This window comes from Nocardia sp. NPDC004278 (genome assembly GCF_053602975.1).
In genome coordinates this window covers 66,335-88,391 of the sequence record NZ_JBSGEQ010000016.1, presented here as the reverse complement: position 1 = coordinate 88,391, position 22,057 = coordinate 66,335, and the positions used below count along the sequence as shown (strand labels likewise).

Annotated in this window: 20 protein-coding genes; 10 read left to right on the top strand and 10 right to left on the bottom strand. The window is 65.6% G+C overall.

From position 1 onward, the window contains the following. Positions 1-28 precede the first annotated feature (28 nt). The 9 genes from ACWEO2_RS24190 to ACWEO2_RS24150 form a co-directional block, all read right to left on the bottom strand. Positions 29-514 carry a glutathione peroxidase gene (locus ACWEO2_RS24190; protein ID WP_452407378.1) on the bottom strand — a complete coding sequence of 162 codons (486 nt, stop codon included), beginning with the start codon at positions 512-514 and terminating at the stop codon, positions 29-31. After that, a complete protein-coding gene (locus ACWEO2_RS24185; protein WP_452407377.1) occupies positions 511-1,737 on the bottom strand; it encodes a cytochrome P450 in 1,227 nt (408 codons plus the stop codon). Before ACWEO2_RS24185 ends, ACWEO2_RS24190 begins: the two co-directional genes overlap by 4 nt. A 25-nt stretch (positions 1,738-1,762) precedes the next feature. After that, positions 1,763-3,358, bottom strand: a complete 1,596-nt coding sequence (locus tag ACWEO2_RS24180; RefSeq protein ID WP_452407376.1) for a succinic semialdehyde dehydrogenase — start codon at positions 3,356-3,358, stop codon at positions 1,763-1,765. Positions 3,359-3,544: 186 nt separating this feature from the next. Further along, entirely contained in the window at positions 3,545-5,167 is a 1,623-nt protein-coding gene (locus tag ACWEO2_RS24175) for an acyl-CoA synthetase (RefSeq protein ID WP_452407375.1), read from the bottom strand. Between the two features lie 12 nt (positions 5,168-5,179). Continuing rightward, positions 5,180-6,418: a hypothetical protein gene (locus ACWEO2_RS24170; protein ID WP_452407374.1), complete on the bottom strand. Its 1,239-nt coding sequence runs from the start codon at positions 6,416-6,418 to the stop codon at positions 5,180-5,182. After that, positions 6,418-6,969 (bottom strand): nuclear transport factor 2 family protein, encoded by a 552-nt coding sequence (locus ACWEO2_RS24165; protein ID WP_452407373.1) that lies wholly within the window; start codon positions 6,967-6,969, stop codon positions 6,418-6,420. Before ACWEO2_RS24165 ends, ACWEO2_RS24170 begins: the two co-directional genes overlap by 1 nt. After that, positions 6,969-7,184, bottom strand: coding sequence for a ferredoxin (locus ACWEO2_RS24160; protein WP_452407372.1), 216 nt, complete (start codon positions 7,182-7,184; stop codon positions 6,969-6,971). The genes ACWEO2_RS24165 and ACWEO2_RS24160 overlap by 1 nt, the downstream gene beginning before the upstream one ends. Then, positions 7,181-7,993: an SDR family oxidoreductase gene (locus ACWEO2_RS24155; RefSeq protein WP_452407371.1), complete on the bottom strand. Its 813-nt coding sequence runs from the start codon at positions 7,991-7,993 to the stop codon at positions 7,181-7,183. Before ACWEO2_RS24155 ends, ACWEO2_RS24160 begins: the two co-directional genes overlap by 4 nt. Then, the gene (locus tag ACWEO2_RS24150; RefSeq protein WP_452407370.1) at positions 7,994-9,199 is read right to left on the bottom strand and encodes a cytochrome P450; all 1,206 of its coding nucleotides are present in this window, start codon (positions 9,197-9,199) and stop codon (positions 7,994-7,996) included. It abuts the gene before it with no gap. Between the two features lie 300 nt (positions 9,200-9,499). Between ACWEO2_RS24150 and ACWEO2_RS24145 the strand changes: the two genes are divergently transcribed. The 10 genes from ACWEO2_RS24145 (at position 9,500) to ACWEO2_RS24100 (ending at position 20,038) form a co-directional block, all read left to right on the top strand. Next, positions 9,500-11,023 (top strand): aldehyde dehydrogenase, encoded by a 1,524-nt coding sequence (locus tag ACWEO2_RS24145; RefSeq protein ID WP_452407369.1) that lies wholly within the window; start codon positions 9,500-9,502, stop codon positions 11,021-11,023. A gap of 30 nt (positions 11,024-11,053) precedes the next feature. Next, positions 11,054-11,806, top strand: coding sequence for an SDR family oxidoreductase (locus ACWEO2_RS24140; protein WP_452407368.1), 753 nt, complete (start codon positions 11,054-11,056; stop codon positions 11,804-11,806). Further along, a complete protein-coding gene (locus ACWEO2_RS24135; protein WP_452407367.1) occupies positions 11,803-12,693 on the top strand; it encodes an NAD(P)-dependent oxidoreductase in 891 nt (296 codons plus the stop codon). The genes ACWEO2_RS24140 and ACWEO2_RS24135 overlap by 4 nt, the downstream gene beginning before the upstream one ends. Positions 12,694-12,712: 19 nt before the next feature. Continuing rightward, a complete protein-coding gene (locus ACWEO2_RS24130) occupies positions 12,713-13,198 on the top strand; it encodes a carboxymuconolactone decarboxylase family protein (protein WP_452407460.1) in 486 nt (161 codons plus the stop codon). Between the two features lie 20 nt (positions 13,199-13,218). Beyond that, positions 13,219-14,685, top strand: coding sequence for an FAD-dependent oxidoreductase (locus ACWEO2_RS24125; protein ID WP_452407366.1), 1,467 nt, complete (start codon positions 13,219-13,221; stop codon positions 14,683-14,685). An 11-nt stretch (positions 14,686-14,696) separates the two neighbouring features. Beyond that, positions 14,697-15,275: a TetR/AcrR family transcriptional regulator gene (locus tag ACWEO2_RS24120; protein ID WP_354960704.1), complete on the top strand. Its 579-nt coding sequence runs from the start codon at positions 14,697-14,699 to the stop codon at positions 15,273-15,275. A 79-nt stretch (positions 15,276-15,354) separates the two neighbouring features. Beyond that, on the top strand, positions 15,355-16,173 hold the full coding sequence (locus tag ACWEO2_RS24115) for an alpha/beta fold hydrolase (protein ID WP_355176959.1): 819 nt from the start codon (positions 15,355-15,357) through the stop codon (positions 16,171-16,173). Positions 16,174-16,226: 53 nt separating this feature from the next. After that, positions 16,227-16,652 carry an acyl-CoA thioesterase gene (locus ACWEO2_RS24110; RefSeq protein ID WP_452407365.1) on the top strand — a complete coding sequence of 142 codons (426 nt, stop codon included), beginning with the start codon at positions 16,227-16,229 and terminating at the stop codon, positions 16,650-16,652. 81 nt (positions 16,653-16,733) lie between these two features. Beyond that, positions 16,734-17,510: an ABC transporter ATP-binding protein gene (locus ACWEO2_RS24105; RefSeq protein WP_354960701.1), complete on the top strand. Its 777-nt coding sequence runs from the start codon at positions 16,734-16,736 to the stop codon at positions 17,508-17,510. Further along, positions 17,510-20,038 (top strand): ABC transporter permease, encoded by a 2,529-nt coding sequence (locus ACWEO2_RS24100; RefSeq protein ID WP_452407364.1) that lies wholly within the window; start codon positions 17,510-17,512, stop codon positions 20,036-20,038. The genes ACWEO2_RS24105 and ACWEO2_RS24100 overlap by 1 nt, the downstream gene beginning before the upstream one ends. A gap of 2 nt (positions 20,039-20,040) precedes the next feature. Here ACWEO2_RS24100 and ACWEO2_RS24095 read toward each other — a convergent pair whose 3' ends face one another. Further along, positions 20,041-22,047, bottom strand: a complete 2,007-nt coding sequence (locus tag ACWEO2_RS24095; protein WP_452407363.1) for an ADP-ribosylglycohydrolase family protein — start codon at positions 22,045-22,047, stop codon at positions 20,041-20,043. Between the last annotated feature and the right edge of the window lie 10 nt (positions 22,048-22,057).

Genomic DNA, 22,057 nt, shown 5'->3' with positions numbered 1-22,057 from the left:
GCTCCGGCCGCTATTGCCGGAGTTCGATCTAGAGAACGGATTCGACCGCGGTCACGATGGCCGCGTCATCGGGTGTGGTCCGCGGCCGGAACCGGCCGACCACCGCACCGTCACGATCGATCAGGAACTTCTCGAAGTTCCACTGGATATCACCGGCCGTGCCCTCGGCATCCGCGGTTTCCACCAGTGCGGCGTAGAGCGGGTGCCGCTCATCGCCATTGACATCGGTCTTTTCCAGCAGCGGAAAATCCACGCCATAGGTGGCCGAACAGAACTCCGCGATCTCCTCCGCGGTGCCCGGCTCCTGGCCCATGAACTGGTTGCACGGGACCCCGACCACGCTGAAGCCGCGCTCGCCATAGGTCTTGTGCAGCTCGACCAGTCCGGAGTATTGCGGCGTCAGCCCACACTTGGAGGCCACATTGACCAGCAGTACGGCCTTGTCGCCGACCAGTTCGCCCAGCGTGGCCGGGTCGCCGGAAAGGGTGCGTAGTGGAATGTTGCGGATATTCATTCGTATCGGACCTGCCAGTTCTTGATTCCGTTGATCCACCCCGATCGCAACCGTACCGGATCGGCGCTCTGGCTGATCTTGGGCATCGCATCGGCAATGGCATTGAACATCAGGTCGATCTCCAGCCGCGCCAGATTCGCCCCGACGCAGTAATGTGCGCCGGTGCCGCCGAATCCGACATGCGGATTCGGGTCGCGGAACACATCGAAGGTGAAGGGATTTTCGAAGGCGTCCTCATCGAAGTTGGCCGAGCTGTAGAAGATGCCCAGCCGCTGCCCCTGCTCGATCTGCTGCCCGCCGAGTTCGGTGTCCTCGGTCGCCGTGCGCTGGAAGGCATTGACCGGGGTGGCCCAGCGGACGATCTCATCGGGTGCGGTGCGCGGGCGCTGCTCCCGATACAGCTCCCACTGCTCCGGATGGTCCACGAAGGCCTTCATGCCGTGGGTGATGGCGTTGCGGGTGGTCTCATTGCCCGCGATGGCCAGCAGGATGACGAAGAAGCCGAACTCGTCCGAGCCGAGCGCCTCGCCGTCGACATCGGCATGCACCAACTGACTGACGATGTCATCGACCGGACAGGCGCGGCGCTGTTCGGCCATATTCCAGGCGTAGCCGAGGATTTCGGCGAAAGCGGTATTGGCGTCGCCGTACTCCGGATCGTCGTAGTTCAGCGTCTGATTGGACCAATCGAACAGCTTGTGCCGGTCGTCATTCGGCACGCCGAGCAGTTCCGCAATGGCCTGCAGCGGCAGTTCGCAGGCCACCTGCTCGACGAAGTCACCGCCGCCGGTTCGCTTGGCCTCGTGCACGATTCGCGCCGCGCGTTCGGTGAGTGCCGTCCGCAGGCCCGCCACCGCACGCGGTGTGAATCCCTTGGAGACGATCCGGCGGATCTTGGCATGTTTGGGCGCATCCATATTGACCAGCAGGGCGCCGGTGAGTTCGATCTGTTCCGGCGTGACATCGTCGGGCAGGCGAATGATGGCGCCCTTCTGCGCGGAGGAGTAGAGCTCCGGACTGCGCGAAATCTCCTTCACATCTTCGTGCTTGCTGACCACCCAGTACCCGCCGTCGCGGAAGCCGCCCGAGGTTTCATCCGGCTGCGCGCACCACCACACCGGCGCGGTGCGGCGCAGGGTCGCGAATTCCTCGACCGGCCTGCGGTTTTCCCACAGCGCCGGATCGGTGAAATCGAAGCCTGCCGGGAAAGCGGGCGCCGCCATGGCTACCTCCTGGGTGGAAATCGTTTCAGCGCAACCTGAGTCGGCGCATCAGTCGTAGCGTCGTCAGCGTTGTCTTCAGCTGCTTTTCGTACGGAAGTCCGGCCCGCGCCGCCATCACCTGGCGCTTCTGCACGCCGATATTCACGGTGTCGGTGTACTTGAGCAGGCCCTGATCGCCGTGCCTGGTGCCGACGCCGGACTGCTTCACGCCGCCCGACGGTGTGGATTTGGCGGCGTAGGTGGTCACGAAGCCGTCATTGATATTGATATTCCCGGCCTCGAGCTGGGCGCCGATTCGGTTGGCGCGGTCCAGGTCCCGGCCCCAGACGCTGGCATTCAAACCGTAGGCGGTGTCATTGGCGAGCCGGATGGCCTCCTGCTCGTCGGTGAACCGGTAGACGCTCACCACTGGGCCGAAGGTCTCCATGGTCGCGTGCTTCATCTCGGCGGTGACGTCGGTGAGCACGGTCGGCTCGTAGAACGCCGGGCCGATATCCGGTCGTGCCTTGCCGCCGGTCAGTACCTTCGCGCCCTTGGCGCGCGCGTCCTCGACATGTGCCGCGACCCGCTCCAAATGCTGCACCGATACCAGCGAACCGAATTCCGGTGTGTAGTCGTAGGCCGCGCCGATCTTGGCGTTCAATTCGTCGGCCGCCGTGACCAATCGGCGCACGAATTCGTCATAGAGCCGGTCCTGCACGTAGATCCGCTCGATATGCATGCAGGCCTGACCGGCATTCGCGAAGACCGCGAATGCCGCACCGGGAATGACCTCGTCGAGGTTCGCATCGTCCAGGACGATCATCGGGTTCTTGCCGCCGAGTTCGAGGCTGCAGCCGATCAGATTGCGGCCCGCGCCCTCGCCGACGACCCGCCCGGTCGCGGTCGAGCCGGTGAACATGACGAAGTCGGCATTATCGATCAACGACGGACCCACGTCAGGGCCCTCTCCGCAGACGACCTGGAAAAGCCCCTTCGGCAGCCCCGCCCGATAGAGCAGTTCCACCCCGAACAGCGCGCAGAGCGCGGTCTTGTTATCGGGCTTGAGCACGACGCCATTGCCCGCCATGAGCGCGGGCATCGAATCCGACAGCGCGATGGCGAACGGAAAATTCCACGGCGCAATGACCGCGACGACGCCCTTGGGACGGTGCTCCTCGGTCGAGGTGGTGATCAGCGGCACCGGACCGCCGCGCCGCTTGGGCTTCAGTACCCGGCGCGCGGTCTTGAGGTAGTGGCTGATGACCATCGGGACGTCACAGGACTCCTCGAAGGCCATTCGGCGGGTCTTACCGCAGCCGATCTGGATCAGGTCGGCAATGGTTTCGTGTTCGGCGAGGATCAGCTCGTGTGCGCGCTCGAATACCTGCAGGCGGCGCTGCAGTGGCCAGCTGGCCCATTCCTGCTGCGCCGCGCGGGCGGTCGCATAGGCGGCGGCGACGTCCTCAGGTGTCGACTGCGGTAGTGCGCCGATCACGGCACCGGTGTAGACCTCGACCATCGAATACGGGTCGGCGGTGCCGGAGGCCGCGACCATCGCGGTCAGCCTGCCGATCAGCTCCTCGGTGATCCGGGCGGGCAGCGCCGGTGCGGCATCCTTCTTGGCTTCTGTTGTGCTCATGCCTGCGCCTCGCTGACACTCGGCTCCGGCACGCGCACGGCGCGCTGGCACATGATTCGCTCACTTCGTTCGCTCATGGGACCTTCTTCGCGACGATGACGGATATTCTCGAATTAGAACACGTTCTCATTGCGGCTGCCAGGGTCTTCGCCGGTATGACCTGTATAAATGCGCGCCGGAACATGCTCAATCCGCCCGATGGTCCGGTATTCGGCCCGCCGCGAACTCCTTGGCCCAGCGGTAGTCGGGCTTACCGCTCGGGGCGCGCGTGACCGCCTCCGCGACCCAGATCTGCCGCGGCACCTTGTAGCCCGCGAGATGTGCGCGCACATGGCGCTCCAGCCCGGCGAAATCCACCGGTTCCGAGCCCACGATCGAGACGACCGCCGCCACCTGCTGACCCCAGCGCTCGTGCGGTACCCCGATCACCACCGCGTCATAGATGGCCTCGTGCGCCTTCACCACGCTCTCGACCTCTTCGACGTAGACCTTCTCGCCGCCGGTATTGACGACCATATTGCCGCGGCCGATCAGGGTCACCGAGCCGTCGGCCTCGACCCTGGCGCGATCATCGGTCACCACGATCCTGGCGCCGTCGACCGTTTTGAACAGCCGCTCGGTCTTGTCCGGATCCTTGTAGTAGCCGATCGGCACCGCACCGGCCTTGGCGAGCCAGCCTTCGGTACCCGGTGCGACCGGATGTCCGGTGTCATCGACGACGATCGCGCCCCGGCCGCTGCGCACCCGGGGACCGCGTCCGGGATTGTCATCTTTCTGCGCGAAACCGATACCGCCGAAACCGGTTTCGGAGGAGCCGATGGCATCGGAGACCACCGACGACGGAAACAGTTCCAGCAGTGTGTTCTTCACCGGCTGTGACAGCAGCGCGGCGCCGGAGGCGATGGCGACCAGGGAGCTGGCGTCCACCGGTGCCGCACGGTAGGCGTCGATCAGTGGGCGCGCCATGGCATCTCCGGTGATCACCATGATCTGCGGGCGGCGTTGTTCGACCACTTGCCACACCCGGTGCGCATCGAATTTCGGGTCGAAGATCACGGCATTGCCGGACCACAGGGCGGTGAACGTGGGCATCATTGCGGCGGCGTGGATGAGCGGCGGGAGTATGAACAAGGTGCCGGGTTCGCCCTGTGCGCCGACGCGGGACTGCTGGTATTCATCGGAAACCGGAATGCCGGTGAAGAAGTCGATGCCGCCGCCGAGGACGCGCCACATATCCTCCTGCCGCCACATGACGCCCTTCGGGCGACCGGTGGTGCCGCCGGTGTACATCATGAACAGGTCGTCCGGGCTGCGGTCGACGATGCGGCGGGTGGGGGAGCCCGAGAGCAGTGCCTGCTCATAGGACGCGGACAGCGCAGCCGGAGTGGTGGTGTGGATGGGGGTGGGTGGCTTGTCGTCGACGAGTAGGACATGGATCGCGGACGGCACATCGGTGAGTGCCTCCAGCGCCGCGTCGGCGTAGGTCTCATGGCACACCAGCACTTCGAGATCGGCATTGTCGTAGAGATAGCGCAGCTCATCGACGCGGTAGCGGTAGTTGATATTGATCGGGACGGCTCGTGCCTTGAAACAGGCGATGAGCGTGGTCATGGTCTCGATCCCGTTGTGCATCTGGAAACCCACATGGGTGCCGGGGCCGACGCCGATCGAGCCGAGATGATCGGCCAGCCGATTCGCGCGGGCGTCGAGTTCGGCATAGGTGACTGCGAGATCGCCCTCGATCAGTGCGGTGCGCTCCGGCATCGCGTCGACCGCATGCTCGAAGAGATCGGCGAAATTGTTGGACATGGCGATTCGCTCTCATCGAATGACGGTGAGCGGCAGCGGGATACCGCGGTCGGTGAAGGTGAAGGCGGCGCCGGTGCTGATCCGGGTGATGGCCACCTCGGTCGCTTCCTTGAACGGGGCCGCGGCGAGCGCTATTTCGGCGGTCCAGTGGTCTTCGTGGGCGGTAGTGGAGCGCACGTGGAAGCGCGGATTCACCCCGCGCACCATGGCCTCCAGGGGTGCGAGGTGATCGGGATCGAGCATCGATGGCCAGGTGCGATCGGTGCAGGCGTCGCTGTGTCGCGGTACCCGCAGTCGCACGGTCTCGTTGGTGCTCGATATGTCGATGCCGGTGTAGGACAGTGGGTTCCATGCCGGATGCAGTCGCAGGACCTCGGCGAGTGCGGCCGCATCGGCACCGAGTCCGAGTGCGGTGCGAATTCGCTCGGAGGTGAGTCCGGCGATGCCGGTGAATTGTTTGCGGCCGATATCCGTCGCGGCATCGGCGGCCCTGGCGCGCACGGCGGTCATGAACCCGATGGTGAGCAGATGGTGCTGTAGGCAGATCTCGTCGGCCATCCGCACCAGCGCGGATTTCGAGAAGTCGGCGAAGCGCAGATCGCTGAGCAGCGGACCCGCGTAATCGCTTGCGCCCGGATCGTCCTTGTCGATGGGGGACAGCTCCAGCAGCGCGGCTCGGGAGTTCACTACCACCTCGGCATTGGGTGGTCTCGGTGGCGGGATATGGGCCGGGTCGATGATGACCGTCCACGCGCACACCGGTTTTCGGCCGGCGGGGTGGCGCGGCGGCCGATGGATCGGCCGGACCTGCGCATGCGGATTGGTGGCGAGGGCGGTCGCGTCGAAGGTCGGATCCTCGATGTCGTGGCACATCGACACCACGAAGTCCTCGCCGAGCGGTTCCACATCCGCGAGCGCGCCGCAGTGATCGAGCCAGAACTCGCCGTGATCGCGATCGTCGACGCGGAAGCGGAAGTCCATGAACTGCGGCGGCGCGCCGATATCGAGCTGTAGGCCCTTGAAGATCGTCGGTACGTCATCGCCGTCGAAACCGAGTGCGGTGCGCATGCGGCGGGTGTAGACCGGACTGGCGAGCTGCCACTCCTCGATGGCGACCGCCGTCATGCCCTCGCGGCCGAATGCCGCAATGGAGTGCGCCATACCGGACCGATCGATCAGATGTCCGCACAGCAGCAGTTCGGGTACCAGCGTCGCCAGCTGGGCCCGCGATAGTCGCTCGAAGCTCGACATCACCACAGTGGAACCGGTGCTTCGCCGATCCGATACCAGCCCGCCAGCGGCTTTCCGGAGACCGAACGCTGGATGCGCTTGTGCATTCCGGGTGTCAGTGCGTTGTTCTGGATCATCTCCATGAACAGCTGCGAGACATTGCCGAAGTCGAAAAAGTCACGCTGCCAGGACCATTGGTAGTTGCCGCCGTAGCGGAACCAGCTGCCGCCGATGCCCTCGGGACTGTAGTTGCGCCCGTCCGGGCGCTTGTTATCGCTGACCTGTTTCCAGAAGCCGATGACATCGCCGCTGCGCTCATCGACAACGAATTGCTGATACGGATACGACCAGCCCTCCAGCCCCTCCATCTCCTGACCGAGTGCGAGTTCCCGGATCTCCGCCCGGCCGACCGCCATGAATTCCTGCGTGGGACCGTAATTCCAGCCGTAGGTGGCGTCCTCGGTATACATCTCGGCGAGCGGCTTCCAGTCGCCCTTTTCCTCGCAGCGCTGGTTCTCCAGGATCCAGCGCCGGACCATCTCATCGAGTTCGGCGCGGTCGAAATCTGGCATTACCGTGTTCCTTTCGCCGGTTCGTCCTCGCGGATCGACAACGCCTGGGTGGGGCAGTAACGGACGGCGCGTTCGATATCCGCGCGTGCGTCGGGACCCGGTGTCGGATCCAGGATTTCGACCTTGCCGCGCTTGGGCACGGTGAAGACCGATGGCGCTTCGTCCTGGCAGACGGCGTGGCCCTGGCACAGATCCAGATCGACGACGATCCTCATTGTCGGCTCCTGTCCTGATCATTCGAATCCGATAGCGGCCGCAGCGGTGCCTCGGGCTGGACCTCGATCAGCACCAGATGTGCACCGCGCGGGGCCGAGACGACGGCGATCACCGCGGCGGCCAGGTCGGTGGCGCGCAGCATGTACGGGTGGCGGGCGAATCCCCAGGTCTTCCAGGCATCGAGCATCGGGCCGACCACCTCGGGGGTGGAATTCATGCCCATACCGGTCAGTGTCGGACCCGGCCGCACCAGCGAGGCGCGAACTCCGGTGCCCTCCAGCTCCATTCGCATCTGCTGGACCATTGCCTCCAGCCCGGCCTTGGCCGCACTGTAGGCACCGGTCCGCGGGCGCGGCTCCTCGGCGCAGTCGGAGCTGATCAGCACGAAATCGCCGCGCTGCCTGCGGATCATGTCCGGCAGCACGCGGTGCACCAGCCGTTGCGCGCCCACCAGATGCACCTGCACCTGCTGCAGGAACCGCTCCGGTGCCATCTCGTGCACCGGTGCGAATTCGATATCGCCCGCGCCGGAGACCAGGATCTCGGTGGGGCCGAGAGCATCCTCGGCCGCGCTCACGAAGGCGTCGATGGATGCCGCGTCGGTGACATCGAGCTGATGGGCGAAGGCTTCGCCGCCATTGGCGCGGATCTTGGTGGCCAGCGCCTCGCACTGATCAACCCGACGCGCGCCCAGTGCCACCGGGTGCCCGAGTTCGGCGAGCGCTTCCGCCGTGGCGGCGCCGATTCCGGAGGAGGCTCCGGCCACGATCGCCGGTCGGCGCGGGGGATTGGGTTCGAAGCGTGGCATTCAGCTGGCCTCCACAACGATGGGGAGTTTGGCGAAACCACGGACATTGGTCGAGTGCACCCGCACGATTCCCGAATCCTCGACCTCGTAGGACCGCACCCGCGAGACGAATTCGTGCAGTGCGACACCGGCCTCCAGCCGGGCCAGATGCGCGCCGAGGCAGAAGTGCACGCCCGCACCGAAACTGGCCAGTCCGCCCTTGTCGGCACGTCCGATGCGGTAGTTGTCGCCGTCGGCGAATACCTCCGGATCCCGGTTGGCCGAACCGATCAGCAGGAGCACCTTCGCACCGGTCGGAATGGTCTGGCCGTACTGGTCGATATCCACCGCGGCGCATCGCGCGACGAGCTGGCTGGATGTGTCGTAGCGCAGTGTCTCCTCGACCCAGTCGGTGACCAGCTCGGGCTCCGTGACGACCTTGGCGTATTCACCCGGATGCCGCGCGCTCCAGTACAGCGCGTTGCCGAGGAGTTTCGTGGTGGTCTCATTACCGGCCACCACCATCAGGAACATGAAGCCGATGATCTCCTCATCGGTCAGGGTGTCGCCGTCTATTTCGGCATCCAGCAGTGCCGAGGTGAGATCCGCTGTGCGCGAGCGCCTGCGCTCGGCGACCATCTCGGCGTAGTAGGTGATGAGGGTGATCGATGCCCGCGCGGCGGCCATCGGGACATCGAGGACGCCGTCCTCGCGATGCACCACCAGATCGGCCAGCCTGCGGATCTCCGCGCGGTCGGCCTCGGGCACGCCAATCAGTTCGGAGATGACATCCATCGGGAGTTTGCCGGCGACCTCATCGATCCAGTCGAACGATCCGGTCGCGAGGGCCGGTTCGAGATAGGACCGCGTCAGCTCCCTGATCCGGTCTTCCATCTCGGCCACCCGCTTGGGGGTGAAGCCCTTGTAGACGAGTCGGCGCATGCGCAGATGCCGCGGATCGTCCATGGCGAGAAACGACATCACCCGGTGTGCGTGCGGTCCCCAGGCCGCCGGATCCAGCGAGACACCGTTGGCGCTGGACAGTCGGAGATTGTCGCGGAAGCCCGCGGTCACATCCGCGTGCCGGGACAGCGCCCAGAAATCCAGGTCGGCGTTGTAGTAGAGCGGCGCCTCGGTGCGCAGCCGCGCGTAGGTCGGGTACGGGTCCTCGTGGAACGCGTAGTCGTAGGGGTCGAAGGTCAGCGGCTCTCGTGCGGCGGCCGTCATCGCGGCAACCCGGAATTCGAGAACCAGTTCTCATCGGTGACCGATGCCGCGTCCTCGACGGGAGACACATAGCTGGACATGTGTCTGGACGGTACCACCAGGTTGGCCGAATCGACAGTGGTTTCGCAGAACAATCTGCCTTCGTCGCGGTCGGCCGATGGGTTCGGCTCGGTTGATGGATGGTTGCTGAAGTCGGCGCTGCACGGCCGACTTCGGAGCGCTGTTTTGGAACGAGTTCTTGCACCGGATCGGCAGGCGGGACTATATTCCGTACACCTGTCCAGACAGCATCGGAGCATCATGAGGGAAGCATCGGCCAGCGATTCGACGAGGGGTGGTGGTCGGGCGACGGGTGCGAGCGGTCTGCTGCCCGCCGACGGTTCGCGCCTGCTGATCGGCGGCAAACTGGTCGGCGGCGGCGATGGCGTCTTCGCGACGGTGAATCCGGCGACGGAGGAGGTCATCGGTCCGGCCGCGAATGCGAACGGCGCGGATATGGACGCGGCCATCGGGGCCGCGCGCACCGCATTCGACGACACCGACTGGTCCCGGGATCACGCCTTCCGTGCTCGCTGCCTCGAGCAGTTGCGCACCGCGCTGCAGGCCAATATCGATGAGCTGCGCGAGATCACCATCGCCGAGGCGGGCGCACCGACCATGTTGACCAGGGGGCCACAGCTGGAAGGTCCGGTCGCGGATCTGTCCTTTGCCGCATCGCTGGCCGAAACCTACAGCTGGGAAACCGATCTCGGCACCGCGACACCCATGGGTATCGCGAGCCGTCGGGTACTGCGCCGCGAGCCCATCGGTGTGGTCGGTGCCATCACACCGTGGAACTTCCCGCACCAGATCAATTTCGCCAAGCTCGGTCCCGCGCTGGCGGCCGGAAATACCGTGGTGCTCAAGCCCGCACCGGATACCCCGTGGTGCGCGGCGGCCGTCGGCGCCGTCATTGCCGAGCAGACCGATATCCCGCCCGGTGTGGTCAATATCGTGACCTCCACCGATCACGGCCTCGGCGCGCAGCTCACCGCGGATCCGCGGGTCGATATGGTCAGCTTCACCGGCTCGACGCACACCGGCAAGGCGGTAATGACCGGCGCGGCAACGACATTGAAGAAGGCGTTCCTCGAACTCGGCGGTAAATCGGCGTTCATCGTGCTCGACGACGCGAATATCGCGGGGGCCTGTGCGGTGGCGGCGTTTTCGGTGGCCGTGCACGCGGGGCAGGGGTGTGCGCTGACCACCCGGCTGCTGGTGCCGCGCTCGGTATATGACGAGGCAGTCCAGGCCGCCGCGGGCACACTGTCCGGCATTGTGCCCGGTGATCCGGCCGATGCGGGCACCATCTGCGGACCGCTGATCTCCGAACGGCAGCGGGCCAGGGTCGAGCGGTATCTCGATATCGCGCGCGCCGAGGGTGGACGGATCGTGGTCGGCGGCGGCCGCCCGGCTGGCCGCGAGCGCGGCTACTTCGTCGAACCGACATTGATCGCGGATGTGCCGAATACCGCGACGGTCGCCCGCGAGGAAATCTTCGGACCCGTACTGGTGGTGATCCCCTACGACGGTGACGACGACGCGATCCGGATCGCCAACGATTCCCCGTACGGGCTCTCCGGGGCGGTGTGGGGCACCGATCCGGACCGAATTCGGCACGTCACCAATGGTGTTCGCACCGGCACGCTGAGCGTCAACGGCGGTGTCTGGTATTCGGCGGACGCACCGTTCGGCGGCTACAAGCAATCCGGGATCGGCCGCGAAATGGGCGTCGCCGGATTCGAGGAATACCTGGAAACCAAACTCATCGCCACCGCCGGATAGACCGAGTGCAGCCGCAGAGGAGCTGATTTCATGACCCGCTTTTCGGGAAGGACCGCGATCGTCACCGGCGCTGCCCAAGGCATCGGCGCCGCATATGCCAAGGCATTGGCCCATGAGGGCGCGAATGTCGTTGTCGCCGATCTGAATACCGAGCGCGGCAAGGAGGTGGCGGCGCAGATCACCGCCGCGGGCGATACCGCCATCTTCGGCGAGGTCGACGTCGCCGATCCGGAATCGGCGACCGCGCTGGCCGAATTGACCGTCCGCGAATTCGGTGCGATCGACCATCTGGTGAACAATGCCGCCATCTACGGCGAGATGAAGCTCAACCTGCTGCTCACCGTGCCATGGGACTACTACAAGAAGTTCATGAGCGTGAATATGGACGGTGCGCTGAATATGACCCGTGCGGTGTGGCAGCACATGGTCAAGGCGGGCGGCGGGTCGATTGTCAACCAATCCTCCACCGCCGCATGGACATACTCCAGTTTCTACGGATTGGCCAAGGTCGGCATCAATGGCCTGACCCAGCAGCTCGCATTCGAACTGGGCGGTTCCAAGATCCGCATCAATGCCATCGCGCCCGGCCCCATCGACACCGAAGCCACCAAGAATGTGACGCCGAGCGTCATAGTCGAGGATATGGTGAAACGCTTGCCGCTCAAGCGGATGGGTACACCGGAGGATCTGATCGGCGCCTGCCTTTATCTGCTCTCCGACGAGGCGAGCTGGGTCACCGGGCAGATCTTCAATATCGACGGCGGACAAGTCTTCCGGTCATGAGCGAGCGAAGAATAGGCACAGCCGACATGTCGGTCGGGTTCATCGGTTTGGGCAATATGGGCGCACCGATGGCCCGAAGTCTGCTGGCCTGGCCCGGCGGGCTCACCGTCTGCGATATGCGCCCCGATGCGGTGCAGCCGTTTACCGAGGCCGGTGCGGCCGCGGCGGTTTCGGCCGCGGAGATCGCCGAGAAGGCGGCCGTCATCTCGGTCACCGTGCTGAACGACGAGCAGGTTCGTGCGGTCGTGACCGGACCCGACGGCCTGCTGCGCACGGCCGCGCCGGGCACGGTGGTCGCCGTGCACTCCACCATCAGCGACCGGACCGCCGAGGAACTGGCGGGCGAATGTGCCGAGCACGGTGTCGAATTGGTGGACGCGCCGGTGAGCGGCGGTGCGCCGGGGGCCGCGCGCGGCAAACTCGCGGTCATGGTCGGCGGCACCGATACCGCCTTCGAGCGGGTGCGCGGGCCCTTCGGATATTTCGCCGATCTGGTCGTACACGCCGGACCGGTAGGTGCTGGCACTCGGATGAAGTTGGCGCGCAACCTCGTGCACTTCATCGCATTCACCGCCGCTACCGAGGCGCAGCGGCTGGCCGAGGCGGCGAATATCGATATCACCGTGCTCGGCAAGGTCGTTCGGCACTCCGACGCCGTGACCGGCGGCCCCGGCGCCATCATGCTGCGCGATCGCACCGCACCGATCGAACCGAATGATTTCTGGCTGCCGATTCTGAGCCATGTGCGCGATCTCGGCGAAAAGGACCTCGGCCTGGCCCTGGAACTCGGCGCGCGGCTCGGTGTCGAGCTGCCGCTGGCCGAACTGGCGCTCGACCGCCTCGGGCCCGGGCTCGGCGTACCACGCGAAAGGGAGAGCAATGAGTGAAGCATCGCGTAGCGATTCGATGAGGGGTGGTGACAACGGATCTGCCGATACCGTGCGCCAGCGCGGGCTGGCCAAAATGGCCGAGGTCTACGGCACCGAATTCCAGAACTATCCCGGCGATCACTTCGCCATGACGGCCGACCATCTCTTCGCCGAGATCTGGTCGCGTCCCGGACTCAGCATCCGCGATCGCCGCCTGATCCTGCTCGGCGCGCTCACCGCCCAGGGGCTGATGGATACGGCGGGCATCCAGATCGGCGCGGCACTGCGCAACAAAGAGCTGACCGAGGCGCAATTGCACGAGATCGCGCTGTTCCTCTGTTACTACGTCGGCTGGCCCAGTGGCACCAAACTCGACCTGCTGGTGGGAACGATTGTCGCCCAACAGAAAAAGGCCGCGCGCAAGCAGGCCGAAGCGGAGGGGGAGTCCGAATCATCTGTGTTGTCCGAAGACCGGACACCATCCGGGGACGCGGTGCAGTCTGATGCAGTCCCCTCCGAGTAGAGCAGTAAGGAACGCGAAATATGTCTGATGCCGCAAAGATTCGGCCGCTGCGGGCCAGCGCGATCACCGCATGGGATTTCGAGGCCGATGTCGTCATTGCCGGATACGGTATCGCCGGAGTCTGTGCCGCCATCGAGGCCGCGCGTGCGGGCGCCGACGTGCTGATCCTGGAACGCACCGGCGGCTGGGGCGGTGCGGCGGCGATGGCGGGCGGATTCATCTACCTCGGCGGCGGCACGCCCCTGCAGCGCGCGCTCGGCTTCGAGGACACGCCGGAGAATATGGAGACGTTCCTGCAGGCCGCACTCGGGCCGGGACAGGACACGGCCAAGATCGCGGACTACTGCCAGAACAGTGTCGAGCACTACAACTGGCTGGTCTCCTGCGGTGTGCCGTTCAAGGAGGCGTTCTGGGGTGAACCCGGCTGGGAGCCGCCGCACGACGAGGGGCTGATGTACTCCGGCGGCGAGAATGCCGCGCCGTTCAACGCCATCGCGAAACCCGCTCCGCGCGGGCATGTTCCGCAGATGGCCGATAAGCAGATCGGTGCCAAGAGCGGCGGCTACATGCTGATGAAGCCGCTCGCCGAGACGGCCGAAAGCCTCGGCGTCCGTGTCGAATACGACACCAGGATCCGGCGGCTGGTCGTCGATGACACCGATCGCGTGGTCGGGCTCGTCGCGACACACTTCGGCAAGGAGGTCGCGATCCGCGCCGAGCGCGGGGTCGTGCTCGCCACCGGCAGCTTCGCCTATCACAAGCAGATGATCGAGACCTATGCGCCGCGGCTGATCGGACGCCCCGCCGCCGCCATCGAGGAACACGACGGCATCGGCATCCTGGTCGCCCAGGCGCTCGGTGCGGAACTGGCGCATATGGATGCCACCGAGGTGGCGTTCTTCGGCGATCCGCAGATGTTGGCGCGCGGCATTCTGGTCAACGGCCGCGGCCAGCGCTATATCCCGGAGGACACCTATCCGGGGCGGATCGGGCAGGCGACGCTGATCCAGCAGGAGAATCAGGCATATCTGGTCATCGACGAGCAGGCGCTCGAGGCCGCGCTGGCGACCGTCACATCGACGCCGTTCTTCCGGCAGCCGCCGACCTGGGCGGCGGAGACGGTCGCGGAGTTGGAATCCGATATGGGCCTGCCGGCGCGGGCGCTGCAGGGCACCGTTGACTGCTACAACCTGCACGCCGCCGATGGCAAGGATCCATTGCTGGGTAAGAAGCCGGAGTGGGTCAAGCCGATCGGCACCCCGCTCGCGGCCTTCGATATGCGGGGATTCACCGCGGGTTTCACCCTCGGCGGATTGCGTACCGACCTCGATTCCCGGGTACTGCACGTCTCGGGTGAACCGATTCCCGGCCTGTTCGCCGCGGGCCGCTGCACCTCCGGACTGTGTGCCGGTGGCTACGTCAGCGGTGCGTCCCTCGGCGATGGCAGCTTCTATGGCCGACGTGCCGGTCGCGCGGCCGCAAAGTAGGATCTAGACACATGTCCGAAGGCGAGTCCATCATCCTGGAGGCGACCCGGCGTCGCCTCACCGAGAAGCAGGCCGACACCGTCGACAAGCTCACCAGGGCGGCCGTGGAAGTGCTTGCGCGCGAAGGCTTCGCGGGGATGACTATACGCATGGTCGCCGCGGCGGCCGGTGTCGGCACCGCCACGGCATACACCTACTTCTCGTCGAAGGAACACCTCGTCGCGGAGATCTTCTGGCGCCGCTTGTTCGCCAATTCGGCTCCGGTGAGCGACGATCCGGACCCCACCGTCCGGGTCGTCGCCGAACTCCGCAATATCGCCATGCTCGTCGCCGACGAACAGGAACTCTCCGGTGCGGTGACCAGCGCCCTGCTCGGCCGCGATCCGGATGTGGCCCATCTGCGGGCGCGGATCGGGATGGAGATCCGCAAACGCCTGATGCGCGCGCTCGGCCCCGATGCCGATCCGGACGTGATCGAATCCCTGGAACTCGTCTACGCGGGTGCGCTGGTCCGCGCTGGCATGGGCTATGCCTCCTACTCCGAAATCGCCGACCGCATCGAGAAGTCGGCGCTGCTCATCCTGAAGTAGTGCATTTACCCGAGAGGTAATCGACTTCATGATCGGGAAGCCGCAATGATGGTAGGGCACCTGATGATTGGAGAAACCGATGCCCTACTTCGAATCGCATGACGGCACCACCCTGCACTACCAGGACTGGGGTTCCGGGCAACCGGTGCTGTTCATGGCCGGTGGCTGGTTGAGCAGCAGTTCGTGGGAGCTGCAGATGCTGCCGCTGTCCAAGCAGGGGCTGCGGTGCCTGTCCTACGACCGGCGCGGACACGGCAAGTCGGACTGGGTCGGGCACGGCTACGACTATGACACCCTGGCCGAGGATCTGGCCGCCTTCCTGGAACATCTCGATCTGCGCGAGGTAACGGTGGTCGCGCACTCGATGGCGGGCGGTGAGCTCATCCGGTACCTGACCCGGCACGGCAGCGACCGGATCACCCGGATCGCGCTGGTCTCGGTGACCATGCCGTACTTCGCGCAGGCAGAGGACAACCCGAACGGTGTGCCGCAGGCCATCTTCGATGCGGTGGGCGCGGCCCGCGCCGCCGACCGGCCGCTGTGGATGGAGCAGAACGCCCAGGCGTTCTTCGCAACGCATCTGGGCAACCAGGTGTCCTCCGCGCGGATCGCGTGGATGGTCCAGAAGTGCATGGACTGCTCGCTGCTGGCGGCGGACGAGATCATGAATACGATCTACACCTCCGACTTCCGCGACGAGTTGCGCGCGATCACCGTGCCCACGTTGGTAATTCACGGCGATGCCGACGCCTCCGCGCCGATCGAGCTGTGCGGGCGGGTGATCAAGGAGCTGATTCCGAGCAATACCTACAAGGAATACCCGGCCACCGGGCACGGCATCATGATCTCGCATGCCGAGCAGCTCAACGCCGACATCTTGGAGTTCATCAAAGCGTGAGCTCACCGACGGTAACGGCGGATTCTGTCGGACCTCGCCGCTACCGTACGCCCATGGCGTTCGCACTCCCTATCACCGTCTCGCCCGAGGACATCGATGGCAACGGCCATATGAATATGGCCGTCTACCTGCAGTACGCGGAACGCGCTCGCTGGGCCTGCCTGCAAGCGGGCGGCTTGACGCAGGAGCGGCTACAGGCCGCGGGGGTCGGCCCGATCGCGCTGCAGGTGACGCTCACCTTCAAGCAGGAGTTGTTCGTCGGCGACGAAGTCACGGTCACTTGCGATTTCGTGTGGGACGGCAAGACCCACCAGACCATTCAGGAAATCCGCAAGACCGATGGCACGGTGTCGGCGGAGATCGTCGGTGTCGGCGGTCTGCTCGATCTGACCGAACGGCGGTTGGTGCCGGACGCGGCGCGCTACTTCCGCGACCTGGCGGCAGATCCGATGGTCTTCGGCCTCGATCGGGGGGAGTAGTTCTCAGGGTTCATTGAGACCTCGAGAGTTGGGGGAGGCCCCTGATGGCGCGGGCACGCAATGGCAGACAGACTGGAACCCATGACTTCGCACGCCCTAGGTGCCGACCTCGAGAAATCGGCTACCGCCACTGAGGTGGCGGCCCGCGCCATCGACCTGGTCAAGGTCTACGGATCCGGAGATACACAGGTCAGGGCACTGGATGGAGTATCGGCCGAATTCGCGAAGGGGGAGTTCACCGCGATCATGGGGCCCTCCGGATCGGGTAAGTCGACCCTGATGCACTGCCTGGCGGGTCTGGACAGCTCGACCACCGGAACCGTGCGGATCGGCGATACCGATCTGGCCGGGCTCTCGGATAAGCAGATGACCCGGCTGCGGCGCGACCGCATCGGCTTCGTCTTCCAGGCGTTCAACCTGGTTCCGACGCTGACCGCGCAGGAGAACATCACCTTGCCGCTGGATATCGCCGGACGCAAGCCCGACCAGGACTGGCTGGACACGGTGATCAAGCGGCTGGGGCTGACCGACCGGCTCACCCACCGCCCGAGCGAACTCTCCGGCGGACAGCAGCAGCGGGTGGCCTGTGCGCGAGCGCTGGCCGGGAAGCCGGAGATCATCTTCGGCGATGAGCCGACCGGCAACCTCGACTCCCGCGCCTCGGAGGAGGTGCTCAATATCCTGCGCGCGGCGGTGGACGAATTCGGGCAGACGGTCGTCATCGTCACGCACGAGCCGCATGCCGCGGGATATGCCGACCGGGTGGTGTTCCTCGCCGACGGCCGCATCGTCGACGAACTGCGCGATCCGACCGCCGAATCGGTGCTCGACAAGATGAAGTCGCTGGAGCAGGCGTAATGAGTGGCAAACCGATGCGCAAGGTGGTCTTGCGCAATCTCGCCGCGCACAAGGTGCGACTGGCGCTGACCCTGCTCTCGGTGGTACTCGGAACCGCCTTCATCGCGGGCTCATTCGTCTTCACCGACACCCTGCAGCGCACCTTCGACGGCATTTTCGCCAATCAGGCCAAGGGCGTCGATGTGCGGGTGAGCCCGCAAAAGCAACAGGCCCAGGGCATTCCGCTGGGCGTTGTCGACGATATCGCGAAGATGGACGGGGTGCGGGCGGTCGCACCGAGCGTCAACGGCCCGCTGGTGCTGCTCTATCCGGACGGCAAGAAAGCCGTACAGACCGGTGGCGCACCGACTTTCGGTCAGTCCTATATCCCACCGGATAAAGCGGTCGCCGAACCGGACAAGTTCGTGCAGGGCGTGCCACCTACCCACGAAGGCGAGATCGCGCTCAATACCGGCGGCGCGGATCGGGCCGGTCTGCATGTCGGGGACAAGACCAAGGTGCTGATCCCCTCGCACGGCGGTCCGATCGATGTCACCCTTACCGGCATCTACGAAGTCTCCTCGGATACCGGCGGATTCATCGGCGTGCTGTTCGACGACGCGCAGGCGCGCAAGCTGTTCACCGACGGCTCGCATGTCGCCTACGTCGATATCGCGGCCACCGGTATGCCCGGCGACGAACTGCGCGACAAGATCGCTAATGTACTGCCGGATTACAAGGTGCAGAACGGCGATCAGGTGCGCGCCGATCTGAAGAAGGAAGTCTCCAACGCCCTGAACTTCATCAACTACTTCCTGCTCGCCTTCGGCGCGATCGCGCTGATCGTCGGCACCTTCATCATCTACAACACCTTCTCGATGATCGTGGCCCAGCGGTTGCGCGAGCTGGCCCTGCTGCGCGCGGTGGGCGCCAGCCGACAACAGGTCGGCACCTCGGTGGTCGCCGAGGCCTTTGTCATCGGATTGATCGGCAGCGCAATCGGTTTGGCGTGCGGCATCGGTCTGGCCTTCGGGCTCTCGGCCCTGCTCAACGCATTCGATCTCGGATTGCCGACCGGTTCGCTCACCGTGCTGCCGCGCACCGTGGGCGTCGGACTGCTGGTCGGGCTGCTGGTGACGGTGGTCAGCGCCTATGCGCCCGCCCGCCGCGCCGCCAAGATTCCGCCGGTGGAGGCCATGCGCGAGGAATTCGCCTCGGCCGGGGAGTCGCTGCGGGTCCGGACCGGGATCGGCATCCTGCTCGCCATTGCCGGTGCGGTGCTTGTCGTGCTCGGCGCGCAGAAGACCGGCGGCCACGCCGCTCTGACGGTCGGGATCGGCGCGCTCGGCTTGATCTTCGCGGTGCTGCTCGCCGCACCCGCGCTGTCGCGGCCGGTGGTCGGCGTGCTCGGTACGCTGCTGCGGCCCTTCGGTCCGATCGGGCGGATGTCGCGCAATAATGCCGCGCGCAATCCGCGCCGGACCGCGGCAACGGCCTTCGCGCTCACCCTCGGTCTGATGCTGGTGACCGCGATCGGCATGCTGGGCGCGTCGGCGAAGGCGAGCGTCGGCGTACTCGTCGACAAGGGTGTGAAGGCCGACTATGTGCTGTCCGGGCCGCAGATGATCGGTGTGCCGCTCGGTGCCGGTGATGCGGTGCGCAAATCGGTGCCCGGCGTTGCCGAGGTGGTCGGGCTGCGCGGCGCCGCCTTCAAGATCGGCGATGACCAGATCGGCGGCACCGAATTCGATGGCGCGCCCGACAGTGTCCTGAACTACGACATGATCAAGGGCACCAGCACGCTGGGCGATCACGATGTCATGGTGTCGCAGGACGAGGCCGATAAACGCGGCTGGAAGGTCGGCGACCAGGTCACCGTGACCAGCCTCGGGTTCAAGAAGCTTTCGGTCAAGGTGGTCGGTGTCTACAAGAAGACGCCGCTGCTCGGCCAGATGGTGGTGTCGCCGGTCATGTACGACGAGGTGATGCCGGTCAACTTCCGGACCAACCTGCTCATGTTCGTCAAGGCGAAGCCGGGCGCCGATCTGCCCCAGATGCGCACCGACCTGGAGAACGCCACCGAGCAGTTCGTGGTGGTCCAGGTGCTGGACCGGGAGGAGTTCAAGGGCGCGCAGGGCAAGCAGATCAATACGCTGCTGGCCATCCTCTACGGACTGCTGGCCCTGGCGGTGGTGATCGCCATTCTCGGCATCGTCAATACCCTGGCGCTGTCGGTGGTTGAGCGGCGCCGGGAGATCGGCATGCTCCGCGCGGTCGGTATGCAGCGGGCGCAGGTCCGCCGGACCATCTATCTGGAATCCATGCTGATCGCGGTGTTCGGCGCGATCGTCGGGATGCTGCTCGGTCTCGGTCTCGGTGTCGGCTTCCTACGCACGCTGCGTGACCTGGGCCTCGATGAGATCGCGATTCCGTGGAACCAGCTGGTGCTGGTGCTGATCAGCTCGGCCGTGGTCGGTGTGCTCGCCGCGCTGTGGCCCGGTATCCGGGCCGCCCGGACGCCACCGCTGGCCGCCATCGCGGATCTGTAGGACTATCTGGGGAAATAGCGGGCCAACCACTCCGCCGTCGGCGCACCGTATGCGTCGTTCGGCGGGGTGGGTCCGAATTCGACACAGAAGTCGGCGGCCAGGCGCTCGATGACCGGACCGGCGTCGAGCGCGGTCCGCCACTCGCGCGGGATAGCGCGGCGGCCGTAGCGGGCGCCGAGGATGCTGCCGCAGATGGCCCCGGTGGAGTCGCTGTCGCCGGAATGGTTGACCGCGAACAAGAGTCCGTTGCGGACGATCTGTTCCGGTGTGCCACCGGCCTTTTCGGCGCAGAGCGCGGCGAATACGCCGATGGCCAGGGCTTCCGGGCCGATCCACCCGTGTCCGAGGTCGTTCGTATCCTCTGGCGGTGGCATTCGGCCGTCCACTCGTGCGGCCAGTTCGATGGCGGCCGCGAGGGCGGTCGATGTCTCGGCATGCGCGTCGTACCTGGTGAGTTCGGTACGGGCCAGGTCAAGTGCGACACCGAGGTCGGCGCCATGCGACAGCCCGGCGATGATCGCGGCCATGGTGCCAGCGGGCAGCCAGCCGCTCGGGTTGCCGTGGGTGAGTGCCGCCGCGTCACAGCCCAATTCGAAGATCTGCTGGATGGTCATGCGTCGGTCCAGCCCGCACGGGGCGGCGCGAACGACGGCCGAGCAGCCCTTGGAGTCGTTGATGGGTGCGGTTCTGGTGCCGAGCGGTGCGCCTGGTTGCCGCTGTGCGGCCACCCGTTGCAGCGCGGTGACCGCGGCGTGGGTGGTGCCGCGATGGCCCAACAGTTCCGGATACGACGACAGCACGCTCTGCGGAGTGTGGGGCTGCGGCGGGATGGTTACGCCTTGGTGCTGCAGCCACACCAGATAGCCCATCTGCATCAGCCCGACGGTGGCGCCGCCGATGCCTTTCGCGCGACCCTGCATCGAGCCCTTGATCAGGGCTTCTGCCGAGAACAGGGTCAGCTGTGTCTCGTCGGAGATGCGTCCTTGGAAGGTGTCCGGTGTGCCGGTCACACCGCGCGGGCCGTAACGCAGCCGAATGTGACGCAGGAGCATGTCCTCCACAGGTGCGCCCAGTGCGTCGCCGATGGCACCACCGAGTAGGCAGCCGTGGACGATATCTTCCTGGGCGAGTGTGGGTTTCGGTGATGATGCCGGGGCCGTGCTCGGACGAGGTGTAAGCGCGCGCACCGCGGCGTCGGCGAATTCGGTGCACGAGGCGTAGCGGTCCTGTGGGTCCTTCGCCAATGCCTTGGTCATGACCGCAGCCAAACCCGCTGGTAGATCGGGGCGTTCGGCGATCAGTGACGGTGGTGGCGACTGGATATGCCCGAGCATCACCACTGCCGCGTTGGTCGAATCGAACGGAGCGTGGCCGGTGAGTAATCGAAACAGGGTGCAGGCCAGGGAATATTGGTCGGTCCGGTGATCGAGGTTCGCGCCGGTCAGCTGCTCCGGTGACGCGTACGCCAGGGTCGCGGTCAGGGTGCCGGTGCGGGTCAGTTGGCCGGTGTCGTCGAGTAGTCGGGCAATCCCGAAGTCGGTCAACAGCACCCGTTCCGCGAATCCGGAGCCGACGCCGGCCGACTGCGACAGCAGGATATTGGCGGGCTTTACATCCCGGTGCAGCACCCCTGCGCGGTGTGCATAGTCGAGTGCATCGGCCGTCTGGACGATGATCTGCAGTGCGCGCGGTGCCGACATATCCGCTAGCGGCACCGAGGCGGAATCGACGCCGTCGACGAACTGCATGGCGATCCACAGCTGTTCGTCCTCGCTGCCTCGGTCGTGGACCGTGATGATATTCGGATGATCGAGTGTCGCGACGAGATTCGCCTCGCGCCCGAATCGGGCGCGGATCTCGTTGTCGCCGAATAGGTCCCGGTGCAGCAGCTTCAGTGCTGTCAACTTCGGCAGTCGGGGATGGTGTGCGGCGTATACCGCGCCCATGCCGCCGCGGCCCAACTCTCGTTCGATCACATACTCCGCGAATACATCACCACGACGTAGCATGCGGCCCCCT